Source organism: Algoriphagus sp. oki45, from assembly GCF_036245605.1.
GTDB lineage: Bacteria > Bacteroidota > Bacteroidia > Cytophagales > Cyclobacteriaceae > Algoriphagus.
On record NZ_BTPC01000001.1, the window covers coordinates 1254440 to 1275380 of the forward strand.

29 protein-coding genes are annotated in these 20941 nt (G+C 42.9%); 11 read left to right on the forward strand and 18 right to left on the reverse strand.

Annotation, left to right across the window (positions count from 1 at the left end; genetic code table 11):
* The first annotated feature begins 32 nt into the window (after positions 1–32).
* The 3 genes from AAA942_RS05420 to AAA942_RS05430 all read left to right on the forward strand — a co-directional run bounded on the left by AAA942_RS05420 (position 33) and on the right by AAA942_RS05430 (position 1891).
* Positions 33–647: a DUF4136 domain-containing protein gene (locus AAA942_RS05420; RefSeq protein WP_338219219.1), complete on the forward strand. Its 615-nt coding sequence runs from the start codon at positions 33–35 to the stop codon at positions 645–647.
* Positions 648–655: 8 nt separating this feature from the next.
* Entirely contained in the window at positions 656–1252 is a 597-nt protein-coding gene (locus AAA942_RS05425) for an OmpW family protein (protein ID WP_338219220.1), read from the forward strand.
* A 63-nt stretch (positions 1253–1315) separates the two neighbouring features.
* On the forward strand, positions 1316–1891 hold the full coding sequence (locus AAA942_RS05430; protein WP_338219221.1) for a DUF4136 domain-containing protein: 576 nt from the start codon (positions 1316–1318) through the stop codon (positions 1889–1891).
* 28 nt (positions 1892–1919) lie between these two features.
* Here AAA942_RS05430 and AAA942_RS05435 read toward each other — a convergent pair whose 3' ends face one another.
* A complete protein-coding gene (locus tag AAA942_RS05435; RefSeq protein ID WP_338219222.1) occupies positions 1920–2381 on the reverse strand; it encodes a hypothetical protein in 462 nt (153 codons plus the stop codon).
* Positions 2382–2428: 47 nt separating this feature from the next.
* Between AAA942_RS05435 and AAA942_RS05440 the strand changes: the two genes are divergently transcribed.
* On the forward strand, positions 2429–2767 hold the full coding sequence (locus tag AAA942_RS05440; protein ID WP_338219223.1) for a nucleotide pyrophosphohydrolase: 339 nt from the start codon (positions 2429–2431) through the stop codon (positions 2765–2767).
* Positions 2768–2934: 167 nt separating this feature from the next.
* Here the strand turns inward: AAA942_RS05440 and AAA942_RS05445 are convergent, their stop codons facing one another.
* The 6 genes from AAA942_RS05445 to AAA942_RS05470 all read right to left on the reverse strand — a co-directional run bounded on the left by AAA942_RS05445 (position 2935) and on the right by AAA942_RS05470 (position 7743).
* Positions 2935–4491 carry a M81 family metallopeptidase gene (locus AAA942_RS05445; protein WP_338219224.1) on the reverse strand — a complete coding sequence of 519 codons (1557 nt, stop codon included), beginning with the start codon at positions 4489–4491 and terminating at the stop codon, positions 2935–2937.
* 134 nt (positions 4492–4625) lie between these two features.
* On the reverse strand, positions 4626–4862 hold the full coding sequence (locus AAA942_RS05450) for a YdcH family protein (protein ID WP_338219225.1): 237 nt from the start codon (positions 4860–4862) through the stop codon (positions 4626–4628).
* A 64-nt stretch (positions 4863–4926) separates the two neighbouring features.
* A complete protein-coding gene (locus tag AAA942_RS05455) occupies positions 4927–5196 on the reverse strand; it encodes a hypothetical protein (protein ID WP_338219226.1) in 270 nt (89 codons plus the stop codon).
* 254 nt (positions 5197–5450) lie between these two features.
* Positions 5451–6179 (reverse strand): 2-phosphosulfolactate phosphatase, encoded by a 729-nt coding sequence (locus AAA942_RS05460; protein ID WP_338219227.1) that lies wholly within the window; start codon positions 6177–6179, stop codon positions 5451–5453.
* Positions 6179–7273: a glycine cleavage system aminomethyltransferase GcvT gene (gcvT, locus tag AAA942_RS05465; RefSeq protein WP_338220025.1), complete on the reverse strand. Its 1095-nt coding sequence runs from the start codon at positions 7271–7273 to the stop codon at positions 6179–6181. The genes AAA942_RS05460 and gcvT overlap by 1 nt, the downstream gene beginning before the upstream one ends.
* 143 nt (positions 7274–7416) lie before the next feature.
* Positions 7417–7743, reverse strand: coding sequence for a HesB/IscA family protein (locus AAA942_RS05470; RefSeq protein WP_338219228.1), 327 nt, complete (start codon positions 7741–7743; stop codon positions 7417–7419).
* A gap of 88 nt (positions 7744–7831) precedes the next feature.
* Between AAA942_RS05470 and mce the strand changes: the two genes are divergently transcribed.
* A complete protein-coding gene (mce, locus tag AAA942_RS05475; RefSeq protein ID WP_338219229.1) occupies positions 7832–8239 on the forward strand; it encodes a methylmalonyl-CoA epimerase in 408 nt (135 codons plus the stop codon).
* A gap of 152 nt (positions 8240–8391) precedes the next feature.
* A complete protein-coding gene (gene thiL, locus AAA942_RS05480; protein WP_338219230.1) occupies positions 8392–9420 on the forward strand; it encodes a thiamine-phosphate kinase in 1029 nt (342 codons plus the stop codon).
* A 1-nt stretch (position 9421) separates the two neighbouring features.
* On the opposite strand, the gene AAA942_RS05485 is transcribed toward thiL, so the two are convergent.
* Positions 9422–10879, reverse strand: coding sequence for a sulfatase family protein (locus tag AAA942_RS05485; RefSeq protein ID WP_338219231.1), 1458 nt, complete (start codon positions 10877–10879; stop codon positions 9422–9424).
* 214 nt (positions 10880–11093) lie between these two features.
* Between AAA942_RS05485 and AAA942_RS05490 the strand changes: the two genes are divergently transcribed.
* On the forward strand, positions 11094–12152 hold the full coding sequence (locus tag AAA942_RS05490; RefSeq protein WP_338219232.1) for a leishmanolysin-related zinc metalloendopeptidase: 1059 nt from the start codon (positions 11094–11096) through the stop codon (positions 12150–12152).
* Positions 12153–12200: 48 nt separating this feature from the next.
* Here the strand turns inward: AAA942_RS05490 and dtd are convergent, their stop codons facing one another.
* Genes dtd through AAA942_RS05515 form a run of 5 tightly spaced genes read right to left on the reverse strand, consistent with a single transcriptional unit; the run spans position 12201 to position 14971 of the window.
* Positions 12201–12653 (reverse strand): D-aminoacyl-tRNA deacylase, encoded by a 453-nt coding sequence (dtd, locus tag AAA942_RS05495; protein ID WP_338219233.1) that lies wholly within the window; start codon positions 12651–12653, stop codon positions 12201–12203.
* A complete protein-coding gene (locus AAA942_RS05500; RefSeq protein ID WP_338219234.1) occupies positions 12650–13369 on the reverse strand; it encodes an oxidoreductase in 720 nt (239 codons plus the stop codon). Before AAA942_RS05500 ends, dtd begins: the two co-directional genes overlap by 4 nt.
* Positions 13366–13989, reverse strand: a complete 624-nt coding sequence (locus AAA942_RS05505) for a thioredoxin family protein (protein WP_338219235.1) — start codon at positions 13987–13989, stop codon at positions 13366–13368. Before AAA942_RS05505 ends, AAA942_RS05500 begins: the two co-directional genes overlap by 4 nt.
* Before the next feature lie 42 nt (positions 13990–14031).
* A complete protein-coding gene (locus AAA942_RS05510) occupies positions 14032–14445 on the reverse strand; it encodes a YkvA family protein (RefSeq protein WP_338219236.1) in 414 nt (137 codons plus the stop codon).
* 4 nt (positions 14446–14449) lie between these two features.
* The gene (locus AAA942_RS05515; RefSeq protein WP_338219237.1) at positions 14450–14971 is read right to left on the reverse strand and encodes a DUF7935 family protein; all 522 of its coding nucleotides are present in this window, start codon (positions 14969–14971) and stop codon (positions 14450–14452) included.
* Positions 14972–15085: 114 nt separating this feature from the next.
* On the opposite strand from AAA942_RS05515, the gene AAA942_RS05520 reads away from it, so the two are divergent.
* Both AAA942_RS05520 and AAA942_RS05525 read left to right on the forward strand, forming a co-directional pair.
* On the forward strand, positions 15086–15400 hold the full coding sequence (locus tag AAA942_RS05520; protein ID WP_338219238.1) for a HesB/IscA family protein: 315 nt from the start codon (positions 15086–15088) through the stop codon (positions 15398–15400).
* A 36-nt stretch (positions 15401–15436) separates the two neighbouring features.
* Positions 15437–15931 carry a DUF6265 family protein gene (locus AAA942_RS05525; RefSeq protein ID WP_338219239.1) on the forward strand — a complete coding sequence of 165 codons (495 nt, stop codon included), beginning with the start codon at positions 15437–15439 and terminating at the stop codon, positions 15929–15931.
* Here the strand turns inward: AAA942_RS05525 and AAA942_RS05530 are convergent.
* The 4 genes from AAA942_RS05530 to AAA942_RS05545 all read right to left on the reverse strand — a co-directional run bounded on the left by AAA942_RS05530 (position 15928) and on the right by AAA942_RS05545 (position 18756).
* Complete coding sequence (locus tag AAA942_RS05530) at positions 15928–16386, reverse strand: DUF4268 domain-containing protein (RefSeq protein WP_338219240.1); 459 nt, start codon at positions 16384–16386, stop codon at positions 15928–15930. The two genes, AAA942_RS05525 and AAA942_RS05530, sit on opposite strands and share 4 nt — an antisense overlap.
* 5 nt (positions 16387–16391) lie before the next feature.
* Positions 16392–16757 (reverse strand): dihydroneopterin aldolase, encoded by a 366-nt coding sequence (folB, locus tag AAA942_RS05535; protein WP_338219241.1) that lies wholly within the window; start codon positions 16755–16757, stop codon positions 16392–16394.
* A complete protein-coding gene (locus AAA942_RS05540) occupies positions 16757–17743 on the reverse strand; it encodes a DivIVA domain-containing protein (protein WP_338219242.1) in 987 nt (328 codons plus the stop codon). The genes folB and AAA942_RS05540 overlap by 1 nt, the downstream gene beginning before the upstream one ends.
* A gap of 92 nt (positions 17744–17835) precedes the next feature.
* The gene (locus AAA942_RS05545) at positions 17836–18756 is read right to left on the reverse strand and encodes a WD40 repeat domain-containing protein (RefSeq protein ID WP_338219243.1); all 921 of its coding nucleotides are present in this window, start codon (positions 18754–18756) and stop codon (positions 17836–17838) included.
* A gap of 36 nt (positions 18757–18792) precedes the next feature.
* Between AAA942_RS05545 and AAA942_RS05550 the strand changes: the two genes are divergently transcribed.
* Both AAA942_RS05550 and AAA942_RS05555 read left to right on the forward strand, forming a co-directional pair.
* Positions 18793–19422: a 4'-phosphopantetheinyl transferase family protein gene (locus AAA942_RS05550; protein WP_338219244.1), complete on the forward strand. Its 630-nt coding sequence runs from the start codon at positions 18793–18795 to the stop codon at positions 19420–19422.
* An 82-nt stretch (positions 19423–19504) separates the two neighbouring features.
* The gene (locus AAA942_RS05555; protein ID WP_338219245.1) at positions 19505–20080 is read left to right on the forward strand and encodes a redoxin domain-containing protein; all 576 of its coding nucleotides are present in this window, start codon (positions 19505–19507) and stop codon (positions 20078–20080) included.
* Here the strand turns inward: AAA942_RS05555 and AAA942_RS05560 are convergent.
* Positions 20074–20919, reverse strand: coding sequence for a transglutaminase-like domain-containing protein (locus tag AAA942_RS05560; RefSeq protein ID WP_338219246.1), 846 nt, complete (start codon positions 20917–20919; stop codon positions 20074–20076). The genes AAA942_RS05555 and AAA942_RS05560 overlap by 7 nt on opposite strands.
* Positions 20920–20941 lie beyond the last annotated feature (22 nt).

Here is a 20941-nt window from a genome sequence, read left to right on the forward strand (position 1 = left end):
GAAGCAATTTTAATTTATATCCAGTTTATTTTATGAAAACACTAAACCGATTACTCTTCCTTTTGGTCCTAGGGCTACTTGGAAGCTGCTATCCGGGTGGAGTCCAGTTTTACGAAGACACCGACATTGTCTACACGACCAGGAAGGATGATTTTGACTTTAACAGCAAGTCAACATTTGCTATGCCTGACAAAATAGTGATCGATGTGGAGATCAAAAATGGGGACACTACCTACATCTACATGGAGGATAGATTTGCCCAACCCATTTTGCAAAACATCCAAACCAATATGCAGAACTTTGGATGGACTAGAGTGGAAATTTCCCAAAATCCAAACATGCTGCTTACTCCTTCAGCCACCAAATCAACCTCTGTTTATTATTCCTACTGGTATGACTGGTGGTATGGCGGATTTTATCCGGGTTGGGGCTGGTATTACCCTCCTTATTTCACAGTCTCTACCATAACAACAGGTACAGTCATTATCACTTTAAGCGATCCAAATGGAACGAATATCGTGGGAGAATCAGAAACTGCCTGGTTGATGGTCGGAAATGGTCTGCTTTCAGGATCAAACAATGTGGACCGAGTAAATAAAGCGGTCGATCAAGCCTTTGAACAATCCACTTACCTTGACCTTAACTAATCAGAAAGATGAAAAAAACACTAATTATCGCCGCTTTTGTGATGGCCTGCGTGTGGAATAATCTTTCTGCACAAAGCCTCAGCACCACTTCTTATTCCATAGGAATTCCTACAGGGGATTTGGGTGAATACATCTCCTCAGCCAGCTTTAGAGGAATTGCCTTTGATTATCGAAAATTGGTAAAGCCCAATTTGGGAGTTGGTTTTTATGCTAGCTGGAATGTTTTCTATGAGGAAAAGCCCTACGATACCTACACCTTAAGAAACAACTCCATCAGTGGAAAGCAATACCGGTACACCAATAGCGCTCCTTTAATGTTTGCCACAGATTATTACCTAAAGCCTGGCAATGATTTCAATCCTTTTATAGGAGCGGCAGTTGGTGGGGTATATACCCAAAGAGCAACAGATATGGGCCTTTACCGATGGGAGGAAGACGCCTTCAGTTTCGGATTGACTCCTCAAATTGGCTTCCTTTACAAAGTGAGTACCTTCTCTGCTATTTCGATCGCCGCCAAATACAATATGGCCTTCGGTGCGGGAGATTTAGATGCTTCCCAAAACTATGTTTCGATTAATTTGGGATATGTATTTATGGGGAATTAACTAGTTTCCTTTTATCTTCAAAAGCTCAGGGAACATCCTTCTCTGGGCTTTTATTTTGATCTCATGAAAAATTCAATTTTCTCCTTTATCCTGATCTCTTTCGTTTGGATTGGCTTGGTCAGTTGCTCGAGTTTTACGACAAATTCCTATAAAGCAAAAGGTGCGGACCTTGATCAATACCAAACTTACGCTTGGGTCAACCTGAAGCATTTTGTAAGTGAGGATCAGGAAAACGAGAAACGATATGCACGCTTCATTTTGGAGCATGCGGACGCCGAAATCCGAGCCAGAGGCTTTCAACTCGATACAATCAATCCACAGGTAGTTTTCCAGTTTGACACGAAAATAGAGCACAAAATCTCCTACAATAGAACTCCTACAGTTAGCATGGGGATCGGATTTGGTGGACCCGGCTATTACGTCGGAGGAGCTGTACCTGTATCCGGTGGTCAAATGGTCACCAAAGAATACGATGAAGGCATTCTGACCATAGAAATGCTGGAAACGCAGACAGGAAGACTATTATGGAGAGGCTGGGCACAGGAAAAGTTAGGATTTGAAACGGACTTAGAAGCCGATTTGCAAAAGGCAATTCCTCAGATTTTCATGCGGCTTCCGGTGAAGAATAAGAAAAAATAAACTATTTAAAAAAGGTGTAATTGAAGCTTTAGGCCTTTGATTTTAATTTTTTCAACTTCCAAAATAAGTTGGACTCATCCTTTGCTAAACTTCCATCTGAATTCCGGTAAAGGGCAGTTCTATTACAGGGACTTACCAAAAGCCTTTCACCGTCTGATTTTGCAAAAAGAATCCACTCCTCTCCTTTCTTCATTCCAAAGTCACAGGAAGACCCGTAACCAAACTCTCTTCTTCCTCCATGTATTTTGATTTTGGAAATTGAATTTCCTTTAAAAATTGCTTTTTCTTCAATTTCGGCCCAAAAGAAAAGCTCTTCCCTTTTTCTTAAGGAATCTGTTCTTCCATTAGGTGAAAAATCCAATAGTCTGACCAAAGCCACATAATCGAAGCTCTCAACTTCTTTTGTGTTAAATTCGCCTAAATAAGCACATTTGCAGGCCACCCCCTGAAAGGATACCATCAAAAGCAAAAGGAAGATTGTTTTATTCATCCTCCTAATTTTAGAAAAATTATCCTAAACACCTAGTCAAAATTCCCATGAACCAAGATATCACCCTCTCAGAAGCCCAAAAACTGGTAGACCAATGGATCAAATCAGTCGGCGTTCGTTATTTCAATGAACTGACAAACATGACCATCTTGATGGAAGAGGTAGGGGAACTGGCCCGAATCATGGCCCGAACTTACGGTGAGCAATCTTTCAAAGAATCTGATAAAGGAAAAGACCTCGGAGATGAAATGGCAGATGTGCTTTGGGTATTGATCTGTCTAGCCAATCAAACCGGGGTGGATTTGACTCAGGCACTGCAAAAGAATTTTGAGAAGAAAAATGTCCGGGATCTGGAAAGGCATAAGAATAATGAGAAGCTGAAATAGAATTTCGGATTTCAGATTCGGGATTTCGGATAGCTTTGAATCGAATGCCCCCATGAATCAGATGTATGGTAATACTTTCCAACGGAGCTATGAGCCTGTCCTGATGAATTCCAAGAGAATTCGAAAAAGCCTAAAATTTGCAGTTTCAGGCTCTTCTTTTCTCAATCTTAAAAATCAGAGGAGCTCCTTATCCACCTTACGCTTAAATCCGGGTCAGCCATGTCCTTATCCAAAGGAAACATCGGTCGATTGATCCGATTATAGCCCAATCGCTCCAAATCCTGATCCACTCCTCCCGGGGTCAAGGCCATCACCCAATCACCACGCAAGTCATAGAGTTCGGGTACCAAATACCCAATTTTTACCACCAAAATATCTGTTTCTCTTGGTTTCAACCCTAAGTCTGTAAAATCCTTTTCATAGTGATAGGGCTTTCTTCGCTTAGTGACAATGACTTTGACAGAGCCGACTTTCACTACCACCTCCACATCAGCATCCTTATCCCCTTCTTTGATGGATTCCACTTTTCCTTTAAGTAAAACAGGAGGAGCAAATCGATCATCTACCATTGCTCCCACTTTACCCTCCACGGGATTGCCCACTCCTGCCTTCAAGGCATTTTCTATCAAATCCGGTCCAGGGATCGAAGCATAGATCAACTCAGGTCCATTTTCCGATTTAAATTCAGGCCTTTTCAAAATCTCATTCAAGGTCCAAGTCACGTCTCCAGCTCCACCGGCTGTGGGATTATCTCCCATGTCGGAAATAACAAAGGGCTTCTTTCCGCTTTTTAAAGCCATCTCCAGACTTTCATCCAAATAGGCCACGGGAGCCACAAACTCAAACTCATTTCTCACCTCCCAAAAGCTCTTTGCCAAGTATTCGGCACTTTCCTTCACCTGATGTTCATCATCGCCTGTGACCATCACCACGGCATGATTTCTGGGTTCGTCAGCCCAGGCATACCCAATCCAGATCGCTGCATCAATGACGCCTTCTTTTTTGGTTTCTGGATCGACCTTGGCATAAAGCCCCTTCCCAGGTTCGATGCGGGTACTTGTCTTTTCTCCCGGAAGCAAAATCGGCACGGGAATCCAAGCCTTGTATTTGGGTTTTCCTTTACCGCTTTCCAGCCGCTCCAACAAATTGTCCACCGCCCTTTTTTTGGACTCCAAAGCATCCTCATGAGGAGCCATCCGGTAGCAGGTAATGAGGTCCGACTGCTCCGCCAATCTCTGCGACACATTTCCGTGCAAATCCATGGATGTAGAAATCAGGGTCTCTGGTCCGACTATTTCACGCACTTTGAGAATGAAATCTCCTTCCGGATCATCCAGACCCTCCACGCTCATCGCTCCATGAATGTCAAAAAACAAACCATCATAGGGGAGATTCTGCCGGAGCATTTCCAGCGTGACTCCGACCAAGGAATCATAGGCTTCCCGGGTCACCATTCCCCCAGGTATCGCATGTCCTCTTAGAGTTGGAAACCACTGAGCCCGCTTTCGATTGGCGGAATCCAGCTCCATAAAGGGGTAGTAAGAAAAAATCTCCTCCCCCGTTCGGACCCGAAATGCCTGAGCCGTGGATCTTGCTGGTGAAAAAGTGCTAGACTCAATCGCCAATCCTGCAATCGCGATTCTTGGCAGGTCTTTTTGAGTTTCTTTTCCCCCGCAGGAGAAAAGTAAAATCAGTCCCAAAAGCATCAAAAAGGTGTTTTTCATAGTTTCGGATTCAATGTATTGAATCGGAATATAACACACCAAACTACTATTTGAAGAAAAATCGGGCAGGAGGTATCAAAAAAGCCAGAAAAGAAATGGATAAAAAAGAAAAGTCCGGCTAACCGGACTCTCTTTCAATTTTCTTTGAGAAACTTATAAATCTCATCCTTCAAATGAAGTCTTTTGATCCGAAGCTGATTGGCTGTCTCGTCAGAGGCGGGTTCAGCATCGGATTCGATCCGGTAGATCTCATGATCGACTTCGTCATAGGCCTCATAAAGGTTTTTGAAATGCTCATTATCAACCTTTAATTCAAGGATTTTGTCTTCAAATTCAGGAAATTCTTCGGAGAGGGGATGCTTTCTGATCATAATTTCTGGGTTTTGTTCTTTTGACAATACTAAACCAAAATCCAATGGCAATTCATGACAAAGGTCACCTTAAGACAGAATTCTTTTCGGTTTTTGAATACGTTTCAAAGTTGCTAAACACCCGATTCCCCATCAAGTACCAATCATACCAACCTTCCACCTGAAGAACTCCATTTTTTTCAAGCACCTGAAGATGATTCCATTTCAAACCCAAAACCAATCCATGAAGACGGGATGAAGAAAATTCCTGGTTGATTTCACCTGTTTCAATATCTTGGATTAGATTCAAAGTTAAACCAGTACTTAACCCATCTTTCACAAGGAGCACACTCATTTTAGACGGTCTTTGGTTTATTTTGGCCTTTACTTCCCCTCTTTTATTTGCAGAATTCAAAAATCCAATAGATCCAAAAATCAGGACGAGGATTACAAAAGGCCTCGAATAAGACTTTAAATATTTCCTGCCCTTGACTATCAAGGTGATTGCGAAAAAGAAAAAAGAAAGAATAAGAAATAGATTGAGTAAGCTCCAAATCATATAAACCATGGCCTAATTTTTCTTCACAATCTAGAAAAAAAATTGGTGTTTTAAAATTTAGTTGAGGAATATCTAATGCTTACCAAGAACCCATTTTGATCCACTTTGACCACCAAATCATACAAATCAAAGGTCAGACAAAACTCGATATCCTTCTCTATCCCGTGGTTTTGAAGTCTTTTGGCATGGGAAGCCTGAGAAAGATACTCTTTCAGACGATGCCCTTCCCGCTCAAAAAGTGATTTCATGGCCAAGGCTCCATCTTCATCGGCGCTGTGAGAAGATTCTAGAGATTTCACCAAAGCTCCGGCATACAGCGAATCTTCCAGATTGAACCGGCCTTTCCAGCCTGCGCAATGGATCAATACATCTTTTTGCTGAGCTTGGATATAGGCTACTGTGGCTTGAAGATTAGGAAATGCTCCAATTAGGATCTCTGCAGCTCCTTTTGACTTCTCGATTGCCTGAGTTCCATTGGTCGTGGTCATCGCCAATTGGATTCCAGCATAGGCATCATTTAAAAAGGCAACGGGGGAATTTCCCAATTCAAAACCCGGTGCTGTATGTCCGTTTCTTTCTCCGGCAATTCGGTAACCATGATCCTGCATGACTCGGCAAGACTCCAAATCCGCAAAAGGAAGAATTCTCTTCACTCCATTGGCGAGGGCAGCCACCATCGTAGAAGTAGCCCGAAAAATATCGACTACCACTACGGTTTTGCCTTCCAACTCATAATGCTGAATCAGGTCGGGACTGAAACAGATTTCGACCTGATTCATTAACCTTTGAAAAGAGGTAATTTTTCTACCTGAGCTTTCAGGTTTTTATTTCTAACTTGGATAAAAATCTCAGTTCCAGGCTTGCTGAATTCAGTTTTAACGTAACCCAAGCCAATTCCCACTCCCATACTTGGAGATTGAGTACCGGAAGTGACTTCGCCGATTACTTCACCGGCCGCATCCACAATCGGATAGTGACCTCTCGGGATTCCTCTTTCCTGCATGATAAAGCCCACCAGTTTTCGCTCGACGCCGGCTTCTTTCTGAGCTTTTAAAGCTTCTGAATTGGTAAAATCCTTGGTGAATTTGGTAATCCAACCCAAACCTGCTTCAATCGGAGAAGTGGTATCGGTGATGTCATTTCCATACAGGCAATAGCCCATTTCCAGTCTTAGGGTATCTCTTGCTCCTAGACCGATCGGCTTGATATCAAAGGCCTTCCCAGCTTCAAAAATGGCATTCCAAACGTGTTCTGCATCTTCATTTTTTACATATATCTCAAATCCACCTGCACCGGTATAGCCAGTGCCGGAGATGATGACGTCTTGGACACCAGCAAATTCCCCCACCGTAAAATGGTAGAATTTCACCTCAAAAAGATTTACAGGAGTCAAGGATTGGACTGCCTCGATGGCCTTTGGCCCCTGAACTGCAAAAAGTGAATATTGGTCAGAAACATTGGTCAGGTGGGCTCCCATGGTGTTGTATTTATTCACCCAAGCCCAGTCTTTATCGATATTGGAAGCGTTGACCACCAACATGTATTTCTCATCAGAAAACTTGTAGACAATCAAATCATCCACGATTCCACCAGTTTCATTGGGAAAGCAAGAATATTGAGCTTGACCCACGACTAGTTTGGAAGCGTCATTTGACGTCACGTTTTGGATCAAATCCAAAGCCTTTGGCCCTTCCACCAAAAATTCCCCCATATGGGACACATCAAAAACCCCTACTCCATTTCTCACACATAGATGCTCTTCATTATCTGAGCTGTAGCGTACCGGCATATTGAAACCGGCAAAAGGAACCATTTTGCCACCAAGGGCTACATGCAGATCATTCAGGGCTATTTTTTTGACTTGTTCTTCCATATTTGGGTCGTTTTTTATCATGGGCAAAGGTAAGGATTGAGGACAATTCAGCCTCGGTGAATTTTAATTTTTACCAAGGATAAAAAGAAAAAGGCAGCTTTTGTTTGAGCTGCCTTCTCTAGAGTTAGTAAAATGGATGAATATCAGACGGAAAAGCTTTCCCCACATCCGCAGGTACGACTTGCATTCGGGTTGATAAACTGGAAACCTTTTCCATTCAATCCATCGGAAAATTCCAGGGTAGTTCCTGCCAAGTAAAGGAGACTTTTTCTATCGACAACAATTTTCACTCCTTTGTCCTCGAAAACATGGTCGGTATCGATGATTTGAGCATCAAAACCCAAATCATACATCAATCCAGAACAGCCTCCACCTTTCACAGAAACCCGAATATTTTCATTTTCTGTACGGCCTTCTTCTCTTTTTAATTCAAGAATTCGATCCTTTGCTTTATCTGAAACGATGATCATAGCTTTTATACTTTACCTTTGATAGTACTTTCGAACGATGGGAAAACATGCACTTTCCCAAAAAGATTCAGTTACAAAGATACAAATTATGAACTTTCGGAAAATCGAACACATCGGAATTGCCGTAGCGGATTTGGAAAAATCTAATCTACTTTTCAAAAAACTGCTTGGTAAAGAACACTTTAAGACCGAATTGGTGGATGGAGAGGGAGTGGAAACCAGCTTTTTTCAGGTGGGAGGAACCAAGGTGGAATTGCTTCAGGCTACCCGTCCTGACAGCCCGATAGCCAAGTATTTGGAGAAAAAGTCAGAGGGAGTTCATCACATCGCCTTTGACGTAGAAGACATCTATGCTGAAGTGGCCCGGCTCAATGGGGAAGGCTTTGAAATCCTGAATGAAACTCCCAAAGAAGGCGCCGACAATAAATTAGTGGTATTTTTGCATCCTCGAAGTACTAATGGGGTGCTGGTGGAGCTATGCCAGGAAAAGAAATAGACAGTCTTAGTTGGCAGAAATTCTGAAAGTCAGAAAGATGAATTCAGAAGTCTGAAAAGGAGGCAAAAGAGTTAGAAAAAATCTGCGAAAATCTGTGTCTTTTTCTGTGCAAATCTGCGGGAAATAAAAGGTAAAATAAATCGTAAATCCGAATGTCGAATAAGAGAACAGAAATTAGTGAATTGGGCGAATTTGGCCTGATTGATCATTTGAATCAGCGAGTAAAAATCAAAAACACCTCCAGCCTCAAAGGGATAGGAGACGATGCAGCGGTGATAGATGCAGTAGATCATGTTAAGGTCGTTTCGACAGACTTACTTTTGGAAGGAGTTCATTTTGACTTGGCCTATGCCCCCCTTCCCCATGTTGGTTTCAAGGCGGTAGCTGTAAATGTCTCCGACATTGCAGCGATGAATGCCATTCCCAAGCAAATCACGGTAAGCATTGCGCTATCCAACCGCTTTTCGGTAGAAGCAGTAGATGCCTTGTATTCCGGGATCAATGCCGCATGCGAACATTATGGAGTGGATTTGGTGGGCGGTGATACGACTGCTTCCCGAAGTGGCTTGGTCATTTCCGTTACCGTGATTGGCGAAGCCAAAAAGGAGGAACTCAGCTATCGTTCAGGTGCTCAAGTCAATGATATTCTTTGCGTGACGGGAGATTTGGGAGCGGCTTTGGTAGGCTTACAGATTCTGGAAAGAGAAAAACAGGTCTTCCTTTCCAATCCTGACATGAAACCTGAATTGGAAAAATACACTATCGTAACAGGCCGACAGCTCAAGCCAGATGCAAGAATGGACATCATTCATGAATTGAGAGAACTGGGTGTTGTACCTACCTCCATGATGGATATTTCGGACGGCTTAGCTTCTGAGATTTTCCATATCTGCAAAGCTTCCGGAGTGGGTGCCACTATCTATGAAGATAAGCTTCCTATTGACAAGCAGACCTTTGATACCGCAGTAGAACTAAATCTGGATCCGATTACCTGCGTATTGAATGGTGGTGAAGATTACGAATTGCTTTTCACGATCGATCAAAAAGACTTTGCGAAGCTGGAAAAGCATCCGGATATCCACTTTATCGGCCATATCACCAAAGCTGAGGAAGGCAAATATTTAGTAACTAAAAGCGGAACGGCTGTTCAGATCAAAGCCCAAGGCTGGAAGCATTTCTGATTTAAGGTAGCCTGTTGATCTCCAAATAATTGGAGGCACGAATGCTATCATTTCGATCGTAGAGGTAATTCCACCGGGTCATGTAGTCATCAGCGGAGAGAAATTCATCTTTTCTTTCCGCCAATTTTTTCATTAGCAATTTTTCCATCTGCCCCTGAAGTTCTTGGTATTCGGGTTTCCCTGCAAGATTATTCATTTGGTAGGGATCTGTTTCATTGTCATACAAAAGCCAAGGGCCCTTTAAATCTTTTGCGTAAGTGTATCTTTCGGTTCTGATTCCTCGGTATTCTCTACCCCCATTTCCAAATCTCCACTCATGAAAAGGTACCGGAAGCATAATTAAGGCCCCATCCGAAGAAATATCTTTTCCTGAAAGTAATTCCTCTGAAAAATCCCTACCCTCCACCGATTCAGGAATTTTTACGCCACTCAAACCAAGAAGAGTAGGCAAAAGATCCGGAGTTCCAATTGGATTTTTGATTCTTCGGGAGCGATTTGCCAATTTTTCAGGATACCGGATAAGCATGGGGACTTTGATGGATTCATCCCAGGGTCTTTGCTTTTTTAAGACGCCTTTGGACATAAGCATATCCCCATGCTCGGAAGTGAATAAAATCAAGGTTTGATCCGAAATCCCCAAACTATCCAAAGATCGAATCAGCTTGCCAAAAGCATAGTCGATTGCTGTGGCATGAGCATAATAACCCGCCAAAACCCTTCTTGCACTATCCTGAAACTCCTCTGGCACATTAGGCCGGAGCTGGAGTTTGGAAGCATCATATAATTTCTGAAACTCCTCAGGGGCCGAAAAATAGGGATCATGAGGGGGGCCGTAAGAAAGCATCAAGACAAAGGGATTCTTCTTGTTTTTGGAGATAAAACTGATCGCACTGTCCGTTTGGGGAAAGACATCATAGCCCGGCCAAGTATGTTTTTCATCCTTTTCATCAAAATAGAAGCTGTTATTATAGTTGTGGGTCACTTCCCGAACCTTCCAATAATCCCAGCCTTGCCTGCGATCTGCTGGCACAGGTTTGTCCCGGCCACTAAAAGGCTCCTCTCCTCTTTGATGCCCATTCAGATGCCATTTGCCAATGTACCCAGTCTGATATCCTTCCACTTTTAAAATCTCAGCCAAGGTCAGAGCTTCATTGGGGAGCGGTTTATCATTGTAAAAAATCCCATGGGTCAAAGGATACTGCCCGGTAAGAAAACTCGCCCGCCAAGGCGCACAAACCGGAAGTGTGGCCACTGCATTTTCAAAATTCAGGCTTTGGCTGGCAAATCGATCCAAATTGGGAGTGATAATTTGCTTTTGCCCTTCATAGCCCATTTCCTGAGCACGCCATTGGTCGGCTAGGACGATGATTAGATTTGGAGAGTCTCTCTTGTCTGAAAGGATATAATTTGATCCTTGAATCAGAAGAAAGGATAGGAAGAAGAAGTAGGGAAGGTTCATATGCCAGTAGGAGGTTAAAAAAATCGAAAAAAAACATATTGACCATCCTGCACTATCATTTGCCTCAAATAAGGTATAAACAACTCAATTTCCTGCATTTATTGGATTTATAATAAATAAAGGAAAAAAGATAACAATTTCTTTACTTTTTAATTTGTGATATTAATGAGTAGATTAATTCTTTAAATTTTATGTTTAACCAAATCTTATTTGTATGCACAAAAAAACTACTGTCCTTAAATTCGGGGACTTTTCTTGGAAGGGCTTGCTATCTGCGGGCCTTGTTTTAGGCATCTTTGCCAGTTGTACTGAAGAGACTGTAGCTCCGGCCGTCATTCAGGATGTAGATCAGCAAGTAGAAAAATTAACACTTTGGAAACCTGAATCCGGCTCGTTCAACATTATAGCAAAGTACGATGACGACTCCGCCCCTATGGTCAACGACCGAAGAGCAACCACTGCCGGTGGTCCTGACCGGGGTAGATTTAACATCACGCTGAAATTTCTCACTCCGGTGACGGAAAGGCAGTTTCAGGTATTTGATGATGCTGCGGGAAGATGGGAAAGTATCATCATAGGAGATGTTCCTTCAATTACCGGAACTTTACCCTCAGCCTTTCTTGGTGTTCCTCCAGTGGCTGACAACGAAACTATTGATGATTTAATAATTGAAGTAGCTCTATTTGACATCGATGGTCCTGGCGGAACACTAGGAGCTGCCGGTCCCAGATTTGTCAGAAATGTTGACAACCTTCCAGTGACAGGGGTTATGTTTTTTGATACCTCCGATTTGGCCTTCTTGGATTTTTTCGACCTCTTTGAAGAGGTAATTGTCCATGAAATGGGACATGTTTTGGGAGTAGGAACACTTTGGAATGTTCCTGGAGCACGAGAATTGAGAAAATTCAATCCCGAAGGATTCCCTTATTTCGATGGAAAAATGGCGAATACCTTCTGGAATTCCGAAGGAGGTTTGGATTTCTTACCTATCGAGGATGAATTCGGACAGGGAACTCGTTTTAGCCACTGGGATGAAGCCATCCTTGGCAATGAATTGATGACCGGGTTTTTAAATCTTGGCCCAAATCCTTTAAGTCGCATTACCGCAGGGTCGGTGAGAGACTTAGGCTATGTCAGTGCCAGCAGAGGCGAACGCTATGATTTGCCAAGAGGAACACCAGGAATCACTGCCAGAACATCAGGAGAAGGTATCAATATCGCAGAAGGAGAGATCCTTCTAGCTCCGATAGGAGTGGTATCCAACGAGCAATAACAGAATAAAATTCATAGAAAAGTCCCAAATTTGAATTTGGGACTTTTTTTATACCCTGTTTTTTGAGTCAATCACAATGGTCACCGGGCCATCATTAATCAGGCTGACTTTCATATCGGCGCCAAATTCCCCCGTACCGATTTTTCTTCCAAGATCGGTTTCGAGAGCCCCAATCATTTTTTCATACATAGGTATAGCAAAATCTGGCTTGGCAGCTTTAATGTAAGAAGGCCGATTTCCTTTTTTGGTACTGGCATGAAGGGTAAACTGGGAGATCAGCAAAATCTCTCCATTGACATCCAAAAGACTTCGATTCATCACTTCGTTCTCATCAGGGAAAATCCGGAGATTGACAATTTTTTTGGAAAGCCAATCAATGTCCTCTTGGGAATCGGCATCTTCTATTCCCAAAAGCACCATCAGACCCAAGCCAATCTCTGCTTTAATTTTTCCTTCAATTTTTACTGAGGATTCACTGACTCTTTGGATGACTGCTATCATTGGCTAAGGTCTTGCATTTGGCCGGAAGTAATGATTTCAACCGGGTTTGAGGATGTAGAAAGGGCTGTTTTCACCATAGCTTTGGCTACCTGATAGTCATAAATCGGACGGATATTTTTGGCCAATTTCAACCAAACCAAGGGTTTCATCAAAACCGAAGCTACTTGTTCACCTAGTCGAAACTCAGACCGATTTCCCAATAATAAGGACGGCCGAAAAAGACCTAAAAAGGCAAACTGAAAGGCTCTCAGATCTTCTTCCGTTTCTCCTTTTACCTTATTGTAGAAAATTGAAGAAGTGGCATCTGCACCCATTGCCGAAACATAAAGAAATCTGGAAGCTCCCAGCTTTTTGGCCCATGCAGCAAAACCGATTACCAAATCATGGTCTATAGCATAAAATTTTTCTTTTGAACCGGCCACTTTTATAGTTGTTCCCAAGCTTGAAAAAGCATGAATCTCCGCTGATTTTGCCTTTATGGCATCAATTAATCCATTGTAAGCTCCTCCAAGAGATTCGGCACGAACTTTCTCGTCCCAGTCCCAGGAAGAAAGAGAAAAAAGATCACCTTCTATCTGGACGAGCTTTTCGTGTTTCAAAGCCATTTTTCTCCGACCTACGCTAAGAATAAAATCATATTGACTGCTTTTCATCAGCTGATGAAGGAGCTGCATTCCTACCAGTCCGGATGTGCCGGACATTAGAGCAATTTTCATAAAACCAAAGTATTTGTGATCAAAGGAAGAAGCTCAGCTTCCAGCTCCTGATTTTTATTTCTTGCATACCAAAGATGCAAAGTTTCCGAAAACTCCTTGTAGCTCATCCCTTTGGAGTCCCGCTTATACTCCAAGACCAATTCATGAGCACTTGCCGGCCTTGGCCCCCAAGTAAACAGCTCACAACTCAAGTCTGCAGTCATTCCGACCACTTTGGGAATAGATCGTGTACCATTGGTCAAGTACTCGTCCATCACCTCGGGATGCTCATCTCTGAGAATAAACTTGACTTGGATTCTTGGATTATATTCAGCCAATTTGACCAAATAGGGAATATTTTGGGCAGCATCTCCACACCAAGCTTCAGTGATGACCAGCCAAAGTTGATCTTCTTGAATTGCCTCCACGGTTTCTTTGAGCAAGGGAGAAACCTTAGCTGTTTTGTCCCAGCGATTCATTCGCTGCACATTCATCCGGGTGTAGTCCAGGTAGGCTTCAGAATGATTGTGCCCTGTGGTTTTATTTTCTGCCAAAAGTTGGTCAATAAGAATTCGGTATTCCTGATAGCTCATTGCATGATGAATCAGGTCCCGGGTGATTGAACCCAAATGCTGCTCCATAAAATCTGTATTTGGTTTATTTCCTAAGCCAAACAGGGGAAATTACAATTGGGTTCTTTCCCAATCCAAAAAACTATCCACTTCATCCTTGATTTTCGCAAAAACGGCCATGACGACTGATAAATCATCCGCAAATCCAAAAAATCCAAGGAAATCAGGAATCAAATCAATCGGAGATAAAAAATAAACCAAGGCTAAAATGATCAATCCAAGAGTGGAAAAAGCGACTCGATGCTCACCCTTGAAATGAGCCTTAACCATACGGACCAAAATCGAAATCGGCTCAATCAGTTTCCTTACTTTGGGATTATCCCCTAGCTTGGCCAGCTTCTCTTTGACACCATGGAGAAGTTCCACTACCTTCTGTTCCTGCCGGGCAATGGCCTCCACCTGCTTGCCAAAAAGACTTTTGGCACGGTCAAGAATACTTGAGGATTGGTCAGAAAATTTAGCCATGGGATTAGAAATATAATTGAATTTCTGATTTGACCTGTTTCAAAGCATAGCCTATAGCATCATTTTTCTTATCCAAAGATTGGGTGAAAATAGCTTTCGCCAGTTCCATTCCCGAGGCCTCAGGTCCCAATTCCTGACGGCTCATATTCAGTAAAGTGATCACATCCTCCACAGCTCTTCTTACGGCTTCCCAGGTCTCCTCAGTGAAGTACACCTGCTGACTCAGATTATGATTGAACTCTTCCCGGACTTCGGAAAGCAACATCGGATGCAGCTCTGCAGCGGTAAATTGGGAAGGATTAGACCTTCTTACCAGATTGTTGGGAGAAATCCGCTCCAAAAGCAAACATAGACGCTCTGCAGCCTGTAATCGAATAGGCAAAACCACTTGTGTATTTTGGGTTTTGAGGTCCACCAGCATTTTTTCTCTTTCTTTGGAAAGAAAGGACATCACCACCAGATACATACCGTATAGTACGGCTCCAGCAGGAAGGATGATTTTTAACAGTTCTAAAAGAAAATCCATGGGTTAAGTTTTGATGCTCGAATATGCGCAATTCTGATTGCTCAAAAAACCGGCCCAAAGGGTATTTTTGCTAAAATTTCTGAACCAAAAATCCTAAAAACAGATTTCTCAAGCATGCTTATCCCTATTCAGATCACTTCCAAAGCAGAGGCCGAAATCAAACATATCATGCAGCACAAAAACATACCCGCGGAGTATTTTCTTCGAGTGGGAGTAAAAGGTGGTGGATGTGGTGGGATGTCCTATGCTTTGGGATTTGACAAACCCAAGCCTGAAGATCAGCAGTTTGAGATCAGCGGGATTCCCGTCCTTATAGAGAAAAAGCACTACATGTTTTTGATGGGAATGCAAATTGATTTTTTTGAAGGCGAGGAAGCGCGGGGCTTTACATTTGTAAATCCGGACATTCCCAAGCGTCACGATCAATGATTTTTTGTACCTTTTGTTCAAAACCAGCAAATGAACATGAGGGCACTATCCATTCTTTTCCTATTTCTGACAATCAGTCCCTTCACCACTGCTCAAGTCAGGAGTCTTGAACCAAATCAAACTCCCGGGAAAGGTACTGTTGAAGACTTCAGCTGGATGGTTGGCTATTGGAGCGGTCCCGGGCTGGGTGGTGAATGTGAAGAGGTTTGGATGCCAGCAGTGGACGGTCATATGATTGGCACATTTCGGTTTTGGGAAAATGGAAAGTTGATTTTTTCGGAGTTTATGAACCTTATCCAAGAGGGGGAAAGCGTAAGCATGAAGCTCAAACATTTTGGTGCTGACCTTACAGGTTGGGAGGAAAAAGAGGAGTGGACGACTTTTGAACTGATCGAGCTGGGTGATCAGAAAGCTTGGCTTAATGGCATGACCATAGAGAGAAAAGGAGATCAGCTGATTTTCCAAGTTAATATTTCAGACGAGGGAGCACCTCAAATTGAAACTTTTACTTATTCCAAAAAAGCACTTTAAAAATCCTCAAATCCCGGTTTTACATTGTCCCAAAACTCATCCAGCGCGATGATTCTGGGCTTCAAAAAAGAAATAATCTTTGGCCAATCTTCCCGATTGGTCACCTGAACTCCGGTCAGGACTTTTTCGATTTTGGAAACTGGCTGACCATATTCGTTGAGCTCATGGAGCTTCCAATCCCATTCTTCACCAAGACTTCCATTTAAGAGGTTTTTCAGCTCTTTGAACTGATCAAAAAACAACTCCTGCAGTTCAGGATCCGAATGACCTAATTCAATCCCGATCGAGGCAAATCCCTGCTCAGCTCGCATTCGAAAATAGACATCCTTGATCCCGGTTTTATAGTTTGGCCAGTTGATTTTCCTACCCTGCGCATTGGGAACGGGCTTCATGTACTGCCCAAATGCAATCCAGAACTCAGTTCGGATTTTGGATAGCTCAGCTCTTGAAAACATGGAATTCAGGCAAAATCTTCAGGAAAGCAAACGGTCACGGCAGAATACTGAACTATTCCGCCCAGTGCTGGATGATGCTTTTTCAGGGTTAATTTGACGCTTTTTACTTTGGGATAAGTCTCCAAAATATCGGAAACAATCCGATGACCTAAGTGCTCGAGCAGTTTTACCTTCACATCCATTCTGGCTTTGATCAACTGGTACAGCTTGGCATAGTCCACGGTGTCCTTCAGGCTGTCATGGAGCATCGCATCTTTAAAGTCAGTCTCCAACTCCAAATCCAAAGTGAATCGATTTCCCAAAATAGATTCCTCCGGATAGGCTCCGTGATAGGCATGAAACTCAATCCCTTCCAGTGCTACTTTCCCCATCAGTCAAACTGGTCAAAAAATGAGCCTGAAGATTTCTTTGGATCTTCTTTAGTCAAAGAGGGTTCCTCTGCTTCTTTTTTAGGCACTTCCAAGAGAACTTCCTCCTCAGGGACCTCTTCTTCCAGAGATTTGGCTTCTACCTCTATTTCCAATTCTTCGGCAATTTCTTCCTCGACCACATTCTCCTCGATGGGCTCCTCCTCTACCGGAAGCTCACCCTGCTCTTCCAAGTCATGCTGCAATGCTTCGACAGATTTTTGGGTATCCTCATCCAAGCGGGCTTCAGACATATCTTCCTCAAATTGATCCTCAGGCTCATCTTCTTTGTGTGGTACAGCCACAGCAGGTGCAAGGTTAGCGATGTTTGCCATGGTGAAATGACTGGATCTGCTGAGTTCTTCCACGGCTCTTTGGTAGGCCTTGGCATCGATTCGGAAAAAGTTTGCATCAGAAAGCTCAATCTGGTTCAGTGCATCCTGCGAGAGCCTTTTTAGGCTTTTCACCAATGCCTCTCGCTGCTCCAAAAGTCCGTCATAGCTTCTCACCAAGCTTTGCATACTTTCCCGGATTTCTTTGATGGTCTCTTTGGCTTTGACTTCGGCAGCAGAAGTGATGACACGTGAATGCTCATCAGCCTGAGCTTTTACATTTTGTGCATATTGCTGAGCCTCTCTTGCAGTTTGTTCGGCAATCTGATTGGCTTCTCCTATGATCTGATCCGCCGCCTCGGTCGCCTCAGTGATGATACTCGCCCCGGTATCCTCGGCAGTTTTTAGCGTTCGAAAAAGTGAATCCTCCACATCCTTCAGCCTTTTGGCTTCCGCTTCTACCTGTTGCAACTTGCTTCTCAGCTCGAGATTTTCATGATTAATCTGCTCCATGGCCACACTCATTTCCTCAAGGAAATCGGTTACCTGTTTTTTCTCAAAACCTCTAAAAGCTGTTTCAAAAGCTTTTTGGCGGATGGCAGTTGGGGATATTTTCATGGGATTCTAGTTATTATTTTGGGGAAGAGGAAAAGATTCCAAATTATATCCAGATGGAAACCTGTTTTTCTCTCCTGATCCTTCATTGGCTTTTACAATATTTCTTCTTCGATTTTCCAAATGGAGATGGTTCTGTCGTCCGACACCGATACGACCTGATCACTGTAGGAATTCCAAAGAATTTTGTTGATCGAGGTACCATGTCCTGCATTTCTGGCTTTATCGATGACTTTCAGTAGCTTATAATTTACCGGATCCCATACTTTGATGGATTTGTCCATAGAGCAGGTGACCAGCCACTTTCCGTCTTCTCTGAAAGATAAATAATTAATGGCAAAAAGGTGGGCTACCACATTTTCGGCCAGACTGTAATCTTGAGAATTCCAAAACTTCAAGTGGGCATCTCGGGCGCCGCTGACGAGTGTGCTTTCATCCGGCGAATAGCCTAAGGCAAAAACAGAGTTGGTATGACCTACCAGATTAGCAATGGGCTCAAAGGAGGCATTCAAATCCAGGATTTTAATGGTATGATCACTGAGTCCAAGTGCCAAATGCTTTTTACCTTGGGCAATAGCCATCACCCGGATGCTTTTGGAGCTAAGCTTGATGTGCTGCTTTACGGCTCTATTCTCTAAGTCAATGATAATCAAGACACCATCCCCAGTACCTACCATGACCAGATTGCCATATACTTTAATGTCAAAGATGGCCTGATCTGTCAGCTTCATACTCCATAATTCCTTGTTTTCGTTCAGATCGATCACATGAATCCCTTCAAAATTGTGTCCGATAAAAAGAAGATTTCGCTCACGATCTACTTCTAATGCGTAGACGGAATTGGGCAGCTTGGCTATCAACTTCCCGTCTTTTGGGCGGTCCATATCCCATTCTACCACCATCCCATCTCCAGCACCGGTATAAAAAAATCGGGGATCACTCCCCTCGGTCAGGGCATAAATACAGTCATTGTGCCCGGTAAGTGTATGTAATTTATTTACTTGGATTTTTGCCATATATTGAACGGAATCACCGTGGAGCCCTGCCGGCGTATGCAAACAAAAATAGAAAAAATTGATTCTCACTCAGCTTTAGCCCTAAAGATTATCGATTCCTATGAAAATCAGCCTTTGGATTTCCTCAGTTTCAGGGAAAAGCTTTCACTGGCCAATATTTCTCATGCGGCCAAGCGCTTGGAGTGGACGACCGCAAGAATGGCTATTTACGAGGCCTTACAGGTCTTGGAAGAGCCTTATCCCGGCTTTTTCAAAGATGAGCATGGCAAATCCCAATCCATGTCCGGTCAAGGATATGTATCCCTCAGCCACACACCGGGCTTGGCTGGAGCTATTTTCCACAAGTCCCAATCCGTAGGAATAGATATGGATCTGATCAGGGAAAAAATACTCAGAATCGGCTTTCGGTTTTTGGACTCCTCCGAATTAGATTTTCTGGAAAAAGACCCAATTCATTATACCATGGCATGGTCGGCAAAGGAATCCATCTTTAAATGTCAAGGAAAAAGAGGAGTATCTTTTAGGGAAAACATCCTATTGGAGCCCTTTTCGGTGTCGGACTCTATCATCCAAGGGAGAATAAGGGGTACGAAGTTTGCAGATCATCATTATTCCGTGCAGGTAAGAAAAATGGACAATATCATCTTGACCTATACGATATGGTAAAATAATGGGTCAAAAGAAAGCAGGACAAAACCTGAGACGCTGATTTGTCTTTCTAAGAATAGACCCAAAACCCATAAAAACTATGAAAAAGCTAATCTCACTTCTTTTCTTTCTCTCAGTTTCTTTTGGAGTAAAATCCCAATCCTACACTCAGCTTACTGCCACAGATGCAGTGACTGGGAAAACGATGGAATTGAGCTCAATGGTTAAGAGCAAAGGCTTAGTCTTGATCTTTCATACCATGGAATGTCCCTTTGCAAAAATGTATGAAGACCGGATCAAAACCCTCAGAGCAAATTTTCAGAATCAAGGGTTTACTTTTGCATTGGTCAATCCGGAAGCAGGAAATACCGAATCCGATTTTCTTCCTCTCAGAAATCATATCAATCAAAGTGGATTAAATATGTCCTACCTAGCCGATTCAGCTAAGGAATGGGCTAAAGCCTTTGGGATTACCAAAATCCCGGAAGTGGTTGTATTGATCCCCAACGCAGAAGGTCCAAAGATTGCATATCGAGGAGCCATAGATAACAATCCCCAAGCTGAATCTGCTGTCACAGAAAGGCATTTGGAACGAGCCCTGAATCAGATTGCAAAAGGGGAATCTCCAGCTGCCAGCCAAGTGAGACCTGTTGGATGTAACTTAAGAACTTATTGATCGCTGAGAATAGCGATCAATTCTTTGATTTCAGCCACTTTGCTTGCTTCTCCCAACTTTTCGAAGGAATGGGCGAGATTTCTTAGAGAGCGAAGTATGATCTCCAAATAAGAACAAGGCTCAAAGAACTCCTCCCTGGGCTCAATTTTCAGATGCTCCAGGTAATTGTAAATATCCTGACGGCTGAAAATCAAGCCTTTGTTGAAGGCGTTGATATAAAAGGTGATGTCTGAGGATTTGTATGTGAGGACAAAGAGATTGGGTAAATTGACTCCATAAACAGGTAAACCTAACTTTTTAGCTACCAGAAGGTAAATCGCACAGAGACTGATCGGATTCCCTTTTTTTGTATCCAAAACGGTGGACAACATGCTGTTTCCCGGAGAATGAAAATTCTTCGTATTGGCCGAAAACCTCAGTGTATTGAACAACACATTGTTGATGATCCGAATCTGATCGTATGGCTGCAGGTCATTTTTGAAAGAAGTCCAGACTTCGAAATAAATCTGATGCATCTCTGCATTGAGTTTTTCAAACTCCAAATCAGGATATTGGTAGGTATTGATGATCCAAAGCCCTGTCAATAAGTCCCGATCTTCCGAATCTTTCCAATCCTGAAGCCTATCCTTGAGGAGAGCAAACTGAAGATCGTGCACCAAATCTTCAATCTCTTTTTGGAGCTCTGGATTGAAGCTTGACTCCCATCGCTGCTCCAAAAAGGGAATTACTCCATAGCCCAATGAAATGATTTTGTCTCTTACGTGATTCTTTACCTCCTGATCCGGATCGTCCAGAAGAGAGACCAAAGCAATCATTTCTGAAGGAGTCAATTCATTCATGCTTTTGTATTTGTACTTAGAA